This is a genomic window from Klebsiella sp. NPDC088457 (assembly GCF_044900465.1).
GTDB lineage: Bacteria > Pseudomonadota > Gammaproteobacteria > Enterobacterales > Enterobacteriaceae > Klebsiella.
Genome location: NZ_JBJDNH010000006.1, coordinates 3,184 through 14,471, shown reverse-complemented (window position 1 = coordinate 14,471; position 11,288 = coordinate 3,184). Strand labels below are relative to the sequence as shown.

The 11,288-nt window shown below is 54.8% G+C and carries 9 protein-coding genes and 1 pseudogene; all 10 read right to left on the bottom strand.

Features of this window, described 5'->3' with window-relative positions; translation table 11 throughout:
• Window positions 1–21 precede the first annotated feature (21 nt).
• Window positions 22–711 (bottom strand): annotated as a pseudogene (gene tolQ, locus ACI2JR_RS05410) (Tol-Pal system protein TolQ); the annotation flags it as partial.
• Window positions 708–1,112: a tol-pal system-associated acyl-CoA thioesterase gene (gene ybgC, locus ACI2JR_RS05405; RefSeq protein ID WP_132728029.1), complete on the bottom strand. Its 405-nt coding sequence runs from the start codon at window positions 1,110–1,112 to the stop codon at window positions 708–710. The gene ybgC and the pseudogene tolQ, both read right to left, overlap by 4 nt.
• 285 nt (window positions 1,113–1,397) lie before the next feature.
• Window positions 1,398–1,691 carry a cyd operon protein YbgE gene (gene ybgE / locus ACI2JR_RS05400; RefSeq protein WP_132728031.1) on the bottom strand — a complete coding sequence of 98 codons (294 nt, stop codon included), beginning with the start codon at window positions 1,689–1,691 and terminating at the stop codon, window positions 1,398–1,400.
• On the bottom strand, window positions 1,691–1,804 hold the full coding sequence (cydX, locus tag ACI2JR_RS05395; protein ID WP_132728033.1) for a cytochrome bd-I oxidase subunit CydX: 114 nt from the start codon (window positions 1,802–1,804) through the stop codon (window positions 1,691–1,693). Before cydX ends, ybgE begins: the two co-directional genes overlap by 1 nt.
• Window positions 1,805–1,821: 17 nt before the next feature.
• Entirely contained in the window at window positions 1,822–2,961 is a 1,140-nt protein-coding gene (gene cydB / locus ACI2JR_RS05390) for a cytochrome d ubiquinol oxidase subunit II (protein ID WP_132728035.1), read from the bottom strand.
• A gap of 15 nt (window positions 2,962–2,976) precedes the next feature.
• A complete protein-coding gene (gene cydA / locus ACI2JR_RS05385; protein WP_132728037.1) occupies window positions 2,977–4,545 on the bottom strand; it encodes a cytochrome ubiquinol oxidase subunit I in 1,569 nt (522 codons plus the stop codon).
• An 840-nt stretch (window positions 4,546–5,385) separates the two neighbouring features.
• Window positions 5,386–6,255 carry a succinate--CoA ligase subunit alpha gene (gene sucD, locus ACI2JR_RS05380; RefSeq protein WP_132728039.1) on the bottom strand — a complete coding sequence of 290 codons (870 nt, stop codon included), beginning with the start codon at window positions 6,253–6,255 and terminating at the stop codon, window positions 5,386–5,388.
• Window positions 6,255–7,421: an ADP-forming succinate--CoA ligase subunit beta gene (gene sucC, locus ACI2JR_RS05375; protein ID WP_004859677.1), complete on the bottom strand. Its 1,167-nt coding sequence runs from the start codon at window positions 7,419–7,421 to the stop codon at window positions 6,255–6,257. The genes sucD and sucC overlap by 1 nt, the downstream gene beginning before the upstream one ends.
• 115 nt (window positions 7,422–7,536) lie before the next feature.
• Entirely contained in the window at window positions 7,537–8,760 is a 1,224-nt protein-coding gene (gene odhB / locus ACI2JR_RS05370; RefSeq protein WP_132728041.1) for a 2-oxoglutarate dehydrogenase complex dihydrolipoyllysine-residue succinyltransferase, read from the bottom strand.
• Window positions 8,761–8,774: 14 nt separating this feature from the next.
• Window positions 8,775–11,288 (bottom strand): 2-oxoglutarate dehydrogenase E1 component (gene sucA, locus ACI2JR_RS05365; RefSeq protein WP_462478058.1); only part of this gene is annotated, 2,514 nt, incomplete at its 5' end.

Here is an 11,288-nt window from a genome sequence, read left to right as displayed (position 1 = left end):
ACGTGCTCTGGCCATGGCATACCCCTTATTGCTTTCGCTGCTGGTAAACGCCTGACGGTGCAGAATCGCGGTGAACTCTTCCATAAAGTTGTCGTAGTTCAGTTCAAGTTTGTTCACGCGCTGGTTCAGACGGTTGTAGGCCATAACCGCCGGGATTGCCGCAAACAGGCCGATAGCCGTGGCGATCAGCGCTTCGGCGATACCCGGCGCAACCATCTGCAAGGTCGCCTGCTTGACCGCGCCCAGAGCGATAAAGGCGTGCATGATCCCCCAGACGGTACCAAACAGGCCAATATACGGACTGATGGAGCCGACGGTTCCCAGGAACGGGATATGCGTTTCCAGCGTTTCCAGCTCCCGGCTCATTGAAATACGCATTGCACGCGACGCCCCTTCTACGATGGCCTCCGGCGCATGGCTGTTGGCGCGGTGCAAACGGGCAAACTCTTTGAAGCCGCTATAGAAAATTTGTTCAGACCCCACCAGGTTATCGCGACGACTCTGGCTTTCCTGGTACAGGCGAGAGAGCTCAATTCCCGACCAGAATTTGTCTTCAAAGGCTTCCGCCTCGCGGCTTGCCGTGTTGAGGATACGCGTTCTCTGAATAATGATAGCCCAGGAAGCGATAGAAAAACCAATTAAAATCAACATGATAAGTTTAACCAGAAGGCTTGCCTTCAGGAACAAATCAAGGATATTCATGTCAGTCACTGCTTAAACTCCGCGACAATAGACTTGGGAAGCGCACGAGGCTTCATTAAGAGTGGATCAACGCACACAATGAGAACCTCAGCTTCGTTCAAAACTGTATTCTCGGCGTTGACGATTCGCTGCGTGAAAACCAAAGAGGTGCCTCGCATCGAGGTAATTTCCGTCTGGATTTCGAGCATGTCGTCGAGTCTGGCGGGCGCAAAATATTCCAGCGTCATTTTGCGAACCACGAAGGCAACTCGCTCAGCCAGCAAAACCTGCTGACTGAAGTGATGGTGACGCAGCATCTCGGTGCGTGCTCTTTCATAAAAAGCGACGTAACTGGCGTGGTAAACCACACCACCGGCATCGGTATCTTCATAGTAGACACGCACCGGCCATCGAAACATATACTTATTCATTCCTGCTGCCTCTGTGTTGGCTTCGTCCACTCACACCCGTCACTTACTCTTGTAAGCTCCCGGTGATTCGCGTACTGGCCGCCGCGATGCATCAAAAATGCCGTTGTATATCGCGTTGTATTCACTTTACATCCCGGTAATGCAAAAAAAGATTAGTGCTTTCAAACTTCGCTACTATACGCGCGGGGAACGTGCTTTGGAATGGGAGAAAGTAAACGGCGAGTAAATTTTTATGGGCTTATGCAAGCCCATGAGGTTAACAGAGTTCTCTTATTCTCTTCTCTTTCAAAAGAAGAAAAAAAACAGCCCTGTAATGAGGACAATATCAGCGATAAGTGGACAAAAAATACCTTGCCAGTGGATGGCCCGCGGGCGGAATCCCACCCCGTGGATAACGCCGGCGCAAACGGCCCACATCAGCAGGAAACCATGCCAGATTTCCAGTTCGCTGGTCTTAGCCGCAAAGCGCGACGGGTCCCAGAAGATGCAGCCTGCCAGCAGCAGCGCCATCAGCAGAGAAAGCGCCCTTAGCGGGCGCTTATCCATTATCACATATAGCGTTGTGATAATCTGACTCATCAGTGTTCTTCTTTACCTGCTTTGCTGGCTTCTACCTGCTCAAGCGCCAGCGCGGTAATGACCCCAAAGGCACAGGCAAGAAGCGTTCCCAAAATCCATGCGAAATACCACATATATATAGCTCCTTCCCTTAGTACAGCGAGTGGGTGTTCTTTTCGATGTCTTCACGAGTAATGCGGCCAAACATCTTCCAGTAACACCAACTGGTGTAGCCCAGAATAATCGGCACGAAGACAATCGCAACATAGGTCATCAGGTTCAGCGTTCTCTGGCTGGAGGTCGCATCCCACATGGTCAGGCTCACGTTCATCATCGTGCTGGATGGCATGATGAATGGGAACATGGCGATCCCCGCGGTCAGGATGATACAAGCCAGGGTCACGGAAGAAGAGACAAACGCCAGCGCGCCCTTCTCCATCCGCGAGGTCAGGATAGTCAACAGCGGCAGAACGACGCCCAGCGCCGGGATAGCCCACAGCGCAGGCATATTCTGGAAGTTAACTAACCATGCGCCAGCCTGACGAGCGACTTCTTTTGTCAGCGGGTTCGACGGTGCGGAGTGGTCGATAGCCGAGGTCACCACATAACCATCGATACCGTATACCACCCAGACGCCTGCCAGCAGGAAGCACACCAGGGTCACCAGCGCCGCGACCTGGGAGGTCGTCCGGGCGCGCAGGTGCAGTTCGCCGACGGTACGCATCTGCAGATAGGTTGCCCCCTGAGTCAGGATCATCGCCACGCTCACAATACCGGCCAGCAGACCAAACGGGTTCAGCAGCTGGAAGAAATTGCCGGTATAGAACAGGCGCATATATTCATCCATATGGAACGGTACGCCCTGCAGCAGGTTACCGAAGGCGACGCCAATCACCAGCGGCGGCACAAAGCTACCGATGAAGATGCCCCAGTCCCACATGTTACGCCAGCGGGTGTCTTCAATCTTCGAACGGTAGTCAAACCCGACCGGACGGAAGAACAGGGAGGCCAGCACCAGGATCATCGCCACATAGAAACCGGAGAACGCCGCGGCATAGACCGTCGGCCACGCGGCAAACAGCGCGCCGCCCGCGGTGATCAGCCACACCTGGTTTCCGTCCCAATGCGGGGCAATGGAGTTGATCATGATTCGACGCTCGGTGTCATTACGGCCGAGGAAACGGGTGAGCATCCCCACCCCCATGTCGAAACCATCGGTGACGGCAAACCCAATCAGCAGAACGCCGATCAGTAGCCACCAGATTAAACGCAATACTTCATAATCGATCATTTGACGACTCCTGTCTTAGCGTGCCGGCTGAGTAGTCGTGGAAGACTGCTCATAGTGGTAGCGACCGGTTTTCAGGCTGCTGGGTCCACGGCGTGCGAATTTGAACATCAGGTACAGCTCCGCTACCAGGAACAGGGTGTACAGACCGCAAATCAGCAGCATCGAGAAGATCAGATCGCCCGCGGTCAGCGACGAGTTCGCCACCGCCGTCGGCAGTACCTCACCTATCGCCCACGGCTGACGGCCATATTCCGCCACGAACCAACCGGACTCGATAGCAATCCACGGCAGCGGAATCGCATACAGCGCGATGCGCAGCAGCCATTTTTTCTCACCGATCTGATTGCGGATAACGGTCCAGAAGGACGCCGCGATAATCCCCAGCATCAGGATGCCGCAGGCCACCATGATACGGAACGCGAAGTACAGCGGAGCAACGCGAGGAATAGAATCTTTGGTCGCCAGCGCAATCTGCGCTTCCGTCGCGTCGGAGACGTTCGGGGTATAGCGTTTCAGCAGCAGACCGTAGCCCAGATCTTTCTTCACGTCGTTGAACTGATCGCGAACCGCCCGATCGGTTGAGCCAGCGCGCAGCTCTTCCAGCAGGGTGTAAGCTTTCATCCCGTTACGAATACGCGCTTCGTGCTGCGCCAGCAGGTCTTTCAGACCCATGACCGGCGTATCCACGGAGCGTGTGGCAATAATACCCAGCGCGTAAGGGATCTGGATAGCGAAGTGGTTAGTCTGCGCATCCTGGTCCGGAATACCAAACAGGGTGAAGGAAGCCGGCGCGGGCTGCGTTTCCCATTCGGCTTCGATCGCGGCGAGTTTCGTTTTCTGTACGTCGCCCATTTCGTAACCGGACTCATCCCCGAGCACGATAACCGAAAGAATCGCCGCCATACCGAAGCTGGCAGCAATGGCAAAGGAGCGTTTAGCGAAGGCGAAGTCGCGGCCGCGCAGCATATAGTAAGAGCTGATCCCCAGCACGAACATCGCGCCGCAGACGTAGCCGGAGGCGACGGTGTGGACGAATTTCACCTGCGCGACAGGGTTCAGGACCAGCTCGGAGAAGCTGACCATTTCCATACGCATGGTTTCGAAGTTGAAATCCGAGGCGATCGGGTTTTGCATCCAACCGTTAGCGACGAGGATCCACAATGCCGACAGGTTGGAACCCAGGGCCACCAGCCAGGTCACCGCCATGTGCTGAACTTTGCCCAGACGATCCCAACCGAAGAAGAACAGACCTACAAAGGTAGATTCGAGGAAGAAGGCCATCAGACCTTCAATGGCCAGCGGCGCACCGAAGATATCGCCCACGTAGTGAGAATAGTAAGACCAGTTTGTCCCGAACTGGAACTCCATGGTCAACCCGGTTGCCACACCCAGCGCAAAGTTGATACCAAACAACTTGCCCCAGAATTTGGTCATATCTTTATAAATCTGTTTGCCGGAAAGGACGTAGACCGTTTCCATGATGGCCAGCAGGAACGCCATACCGAGCGTTAGTGGCACAAAAAGGAAGTGGTACATCGCGGTCAAGGCAAACTGTAAGCGCGACAGTTCGACTATATCTAACATTATGACTCCTTGCTCATCGCATGAAGACTCCGAGAATGAACCCTGCTCATTGGATTCATACGCATGCCCCAATACAAAATAACTTGCTTCCCGCTTCGTTACCGTTTCGTCGCCAGATGAAACAGCTCCTCGCAAAGGTTACAAATACGTTAACGAAAAACCCAATTGATTCCCCGATATATTACGCTGCAATAACCTTACAATAAACAGGATTTTATTGAATCAGTTTTACATTTACGACGGTGATCAATATATAGCGAAAATGACCGGTTTAGGCCAATTTGATTTGCGACAATTTAACGCTTTTTTGCGATCTTTTCCAAGCCTTAAATATTGATATAAATCAATTTTTCTCTTCTATGTTAATTATGTATCCCAACAAAGAATAATGGTGAATTTAATGTTAAATACATGTTTAAAGTATGCCTGCAATAGTTACTGAAAAGAGAGATATGCGAAGTATAGGTAATATGATTTAACTTTAAGGCGCGTAGGATGAAAAAAATAGCGATCTGATTAATGGTAGACGTCTGTGAGTATTTTTCCCGGTGGGTACATCAATTAATACAGCATTTTTATTTTGGACTTTGGCATTATAAAAAAACAGGGATGAGAATCATTTCCTCTGCTACCCGGTAAATAACCGCGAATTATTTTAATAAAAAGGTGTTAAATCAATACAATAGGAAAGGTTTTTCGGTACGAGCGAAGATGGCGGAGGCCGCAGACGCGCCCGACCTTCATCCGGCGCCGGAAGAGACAGGCATAAAAAAGGCCACCTGACGGTGGCCAACCATGTCGAAATCGGACATTTAACTGCTCATCGTGAGCAGAGAGGGTTTACTTAATAATTGATTTCAGCGCTTCGCCGATATCAGCCAGGCTACGCACGGTTTTCACGCCCGCCGCTTCCAGCGCGGCAAATTTCTCATCCGCCGTACCTTTACCGCCGGCGATGATGGCGCCTGCGTGGCCCATACGCTTACCTTTCGGCGCGGTGACGCCGGCGATGTAACCGACAACCGGTTTGGTCACGTGATCTTTAATGTATGCCGCCGCTTCTTCTTCCGCGCTACCGCCGATCTCGCCGATCATCACGATCGCTTCGGTCTGCGGATCTTCCTCGAACAGTTTCAGGATATCGATGAAGTTTGACCCCGGGATCGGGTCGCCGCCGATGCCGACGCAGGTAGACTGACCGAAACCGTAATCGGTGGTCTGCTTAACCGCTTCATAGGTCAGGGTGCCAGAGCGGGAAACGATGCCCACTTTACCCGGCTGATGAATGTGGCCCGGCATGATGCCAATTTTGCACTCGCCCGGCGTGATAACGCCCGGGCAGTTCGGGCCGATCATACGTACGCCAGCTTCATCCAGCTTCACCTTCACGGTCAGCATATCCAGCGTCGGGATACCTTCGGTAATGGTGATAATCAGCTTAATGCCCGCATCGATAGCTTCCAGAATGGAATCTTTGCAAAACGGTGCCGGAACGTAGATAACGGTCGCGGTGGCGCCGGTCGCTTCCACGGCTTCGCGCACGGTGTTGAACACCGGCAGGCCCAGGTGCGTAGTGCCGCCTTTACCTGGGGTTACGCCGCCAACCATCTGGGTACCGTAAGCGATCGCCTGTTCAGAGTGGAATGTGCCCTGGCTACCGGTGAAACCCTGGCAGATAACCTTAGTGTCTTTATTAATTAAAACTGACATTATTTCCCCTCCACTGCGGCAACAACCTGCTGTGCTGCGTCCGTCAGACTTTTCGCTGCAATAATATTCAGGCCGCTGTCAGCCAGTTTCTTCGCACCCAGTTCGGCGTTGTTACCTTCCAGACGTACCACTACCGGCACGTTCACGCCGACTTCCGCCACTGCGCCGATGATGCCGTCAGCAATCAGATCGCAACGCACGATACCGCCGAAGATGTTCACCAGCACGGCTTTAACATTGCTGTCGGAAAGGATGATTTTGAACGCTTCGGTAACGCGCTCTTTGGTTGCGCCGCCGCCCACGTCGAGGAAGTTAGCCGGTTCGCCGCCGTGCAGCTTAACGATGTCCATGGTCCCCATCGCCAGGCCCGCGCCGTTAACCATGCAACCAATGTTGCCGTCCAGCGCAACGTAGTTCAGTTCCCACTGTGCCGCCTGGGCTTCACGCGGGTCTTCCTGAGACTGGTCGCGCATTTCACGCAGATCCGGCTGGCGGAACAGCGCATTGCCGTCAGCGCCCAGTTTGCCGTCGAGGCAGATCAGGTCGCCCTGCTTAGTGATAACCAGCGGGTTGATTTCGATCAGCGCCAGGTCGCGCTCAAGGAAAATGGTCGCCAGCCCCATGAAGATTTTGGTGAACTGCTGAACCTGTTTACCTTCCAGGCCCAGTTTGAACGCCAGCTCGCGCCCCTGGTAAGGCATCGGGCCTGCCAGCGGATCGATCGCAATTTTGTGAATCAGGTGCGGCGTTTCTTCCGCCACTTTTTCGATTTCCACGCCGCCTTCGGTGGAGGCCATGAACACCACGCGACGGGAGCTACGGTCGACCACCGCGCCCAGATACAGCTCTTTAGCGATATCGGTCGCGGCTTCAACCAGAATCTGGTTAACCGGCTGGCCGTTAGCATCTGTCTGGTAGGTCACCAGGCGTTTGCCCAGCCAATGTTCAGCAAATGCGCGAATGTCTTCTTTACTGTTAACTACTTTCACACCGCCCGCTTTACCGCGGCCACCAGCGTGAACCTGACATTTCACTACCCACGGACCTGCACCGATTTTTGATGCGGCTTCTTCTGCTTCACGCGGAGTAGTACAGGCATAACCCACCGGCGCCGGTAAGCCATAGCGGGCAAACAGTTGTTTTGCCTGATATTCATGTAAGTTCATGTGTTCAGTCCATCCTTCAGGTAATCGTTATCATTGAGTCTGTAAGGCGCAAAGCCTCCAGCGCAGATGATGTTTTTATTGGCCCGGAGAGCTGAACGCTTCCGGGCCATTATCACTACACGTCCAGCAGCAGACGAGTCGGGTCTTCCAGCAGCTCTTTGATTGCTACCAGGAAGCCTACCGATTCACGTCCATCGATCAGACGGTGGTCGTAGGAGAGCGCCAGGTACATCATCGGCAGAATTTCTACCTTGCCATTGACCGCCATCGGGCGATCTTTAATGGCGTGCATACCCAGAATGGCGCTCTGCGGTGGGTTGATGATCGGCGTGGACATCAGAGAACCGAATACGCCGCCGTTGGTAATGGTGAAGTTGCCGCCGGTCAGGTCATCTACGGTCAGCTTGCCGTCACGGCCTTTCACTGCCAGCTCTTTAATATTCTTTTCGATGTCCGCCATACCCAGCAGATCCACATCGCGCAGAACCGGGGTCACCAGACCGCGCGGCGTAGAGACCGCCATGCTGACGTCGAAGTAGTTGTGGTACACCACATCATCGCCATCGATCGAGGCGTTCACTTCCGGATAGCGTTTCAGCGCTTCAACCACCGCTTTCACGTAGAAGGACATAAAGCCCAGACGGATGCCGTGACGTTTTTCGAACGCGTCGCCGTACTGCTTACGCAGGTCCATAATCGGCTTCATGTTGACTTCGTTGAAGGTCGTCAGCATGGCGGTAGAGTTTTTCGCTTCCAGCAGACGCTCGGCGACGCGTTTGCGCAGACGGGTCATCGGCACGCGTTTTTCCGAGCGGTGGCCCAGTTGAGCAACCGGTGCTGCTGCCGCCGCTGCCGGCGCTTTCGCTTCGGTTTTCGCCGGCGCCGCGGCCAGATGTTTCTCAACATCTTCACGGGTCAGACGGCCGCCGACGCCGGTGCCTTTAATGGCATTGGCATCAAGATTATGTTCAGCCAGCAGGCGACGGATCGCCGGGCTGAGGGCATCGTTGCTCTGCTCTTCCAGAGACGCCTGCTGACGCTGAGCCGGGGTGGACTCTTTGGCGTCGGATTTCGCGGCGGACTCTTTGCCCGCGCTATTGCCCTCACGCAGGCGACCAAGGATCTGGCGAGAAAGCACGGTGGCGCCTTCATCTTCCAGCACTGCATCCAGAATGCCGTCCGCTGATGCCGGTACTTCCAGTACCACTTTGTCAGTTTCGATTTCCACCAGCACTTCATCACGCTGGACGCTATCGCCCGGTTTTTTATGCCAGGTCGCAACGGTCGCGTCAGCTACGGACTCAGGCAGGTCGGGAACCAGAATATCTACGCTACTCATTATGTATCCTTTAATTAATCGACGTTCAGCGCGTCATTGACCAGATCTTGTTGCTGTTTCTGGTGAACGGACATGTACCCTACCGCCGGAGAGGCGGAGGCCGGGCGGCCTGCGTAACGCAGAGAGGCCCCAAACGGAATCACTTCGCGGAAGTGATGCTGGCTGCAGTACCACGCGCCCTGGTTGAGCGGTTCTTCCTGGCACCAGACAAAATCATGCACGTGGGCATAAGGCTTCAGCGCTTCCTGTACCGCCTGATGCGGGAACGGATAGAGCTGCTCTACGCGCACGATAGCGACATCTTTTTGGTCGTTCTTACGGCGTTGTTCCAGCAGGTCGTAATAAACCTTACCAGAGCACAGCACCACACGCTTGACGGCTTTCGGGTCGAGATCGTCGATTTCACCGATGGCCGGCAGGAAGGTGCCGTTAGCCAGTTCATCGAGGCTGGAAACGGCCAGCGGATGACGCAGCAGCGATTTCGGCGACATCACCACCAGCGGACGGCGCATCCCGCGCAGCGCCTGACGACGCAGCATGTGGTAAACCTGGGCCGGTGTAGACGGTACGCAGACCTGCATATTCTGCTCAGCGCACAGCTGCAGATAGCGTTCCAGACGCGCGGAGGAGTGCTCCGGGCCCTGACCTTCATAGCCGTGTGGCAGCAGCATGACCAGGCCACACATACGGCCCCACTTCTGCTCGCCGGAGCTGATGAACTGGTCGATAACCACCTGAGCGCCGTTGGCGAAGTCACCAAACTGCGCTTCCCAGATAGTCAGGGTGCGTGGTTCAGCGGTGGCATAGCCGTATTCAAACGCCAGTACCGCCTCTTCAGACAGAACGGAGTCCCAGACTTTGAAGTGCTCCTGGCCATTATGAACATGCTGCAGCGGGGTGTAGGTCGAACCGTTCACCTGGTTATGGATAACCGAGTGACGGTGGAAGAAGGTCCCACGACCGGAGTCCTCACCGGAGAGACGAATCGGAATGCCTTCGTCTACCAGCGTGGCGTAGGCCAGGTTTTCCGCGGCCCCCCAGTCAAACAGCTTCTCACCGGCGGCCATCGCCTGACGATCGCCATAAATCTTCGCCACGCGAGACTGCATTTCGATGCTGTCCGGCACGGTGCTGATGCGTTTCGCCAGCTCCTGCAGACGTTTCATCTCAACTTTACTCGGGTAGCTCTCATCCCACTCGTGGTTGAGGTACGGCGACCAGGTAAAGGAGTGCAGGTTCATCGGACGCCACTCTTCCACCACGCATTCGCCGGCATCCAGCGCATCGCGGTAAAGGTTAACCAGTTCGGTGGCATCTTCCAGCGTCGACACGTTATCCTGCTCAAGTTTGTCAGCATAGATTTTGCGCGGCGTCGGGTGTTTTTTGATTTTCTGGTACATCAGCGGCTGAGTCGCGCTCGGCTCGTCGGCTTCGTTGTGGCCGTGACGGCGGTAGCACACCAGGTCGATGAAGACATCGCGTTTGAAGGTATTACGGAAATCCAGCGCCAGACGGGTGACGAACGCTACGGCTTCCGGATCGTCCGCGTTAACGTGGAAGATCGGCGCCTGAACCATTTTACCGATATCGGTGCAGTATGGCGTGGAACGCGCATCCAGCGGGTTCGAGGTGGTGAAACCCACCTGGTTGTTGATAACGATACGTACGGTACCGCCCACTTCGTAGCCGCGCGCTTTGGACATGTTCAGGGTTTCCTGAACCACGCCCTGGCCGGTAACGGCGGCATCGCCGTGAATAGTAATCGGCAGCACTTTATTGCTGCTCGGTTCGTCGAGGCGATCCAGACGGGCGCGTACGGAGCCGATAACCACCGGGCTGACGATTTCAAGGTGCGACGGGTTAAACGCCAGCGCAAGGTGAACCAGTCCGCCTTCGGTTTCCATATCGGAGGAGAAGCCCATGTGGTACTTCACGTCGCCGGTGCCGAGGTGTTCTTTATGTTTGCCGGCGAATTCGTCAAACAGATCCTGCGGTTTTTTACCCAGTACGTTAACCAGCACGTTCAGACGACCGCGGTGCGCCATGCCCAGCACCACTTCACGGGTGCCGCTCTTGCCGGCGTGACGGATAATCTCTTTCAGCATCGGGATCAGCGCATCGCCGCCTTCCAGCGAGAAGCGTTTTGCCCCGGGGAATTTCGCGCCGAGATAACGTTCCAGACCTTCAGCTGCCGTCAGCTCGGTTAAGAAACGTTTTTTCTCCTCAGCGCTGAAGCTGGCTTTGCCTGCAACCGATTCAATACGCTGCTGAATCCAGCGTTTCTCTTCGGTTGAGGTGATATGCATGTATTCCGCGCCGATAGCGCCGCAGTAGGTCTGTTTGAGCGCCGCGATCAGGTCGCCCAGTTTCATCGTGTCTTTGCCGATAGCAAAAGAGCCTACGTTATAGCTTTCCTGGAAATCGGCCTCGGTCAGATCGTGGTATGCAGGATCGAGATCCGCCACTCTCTCTTGCTTCCACAGTCCCAGCGGATCGAGATTCGCATGCTGGTGGCCACGGAAACGATA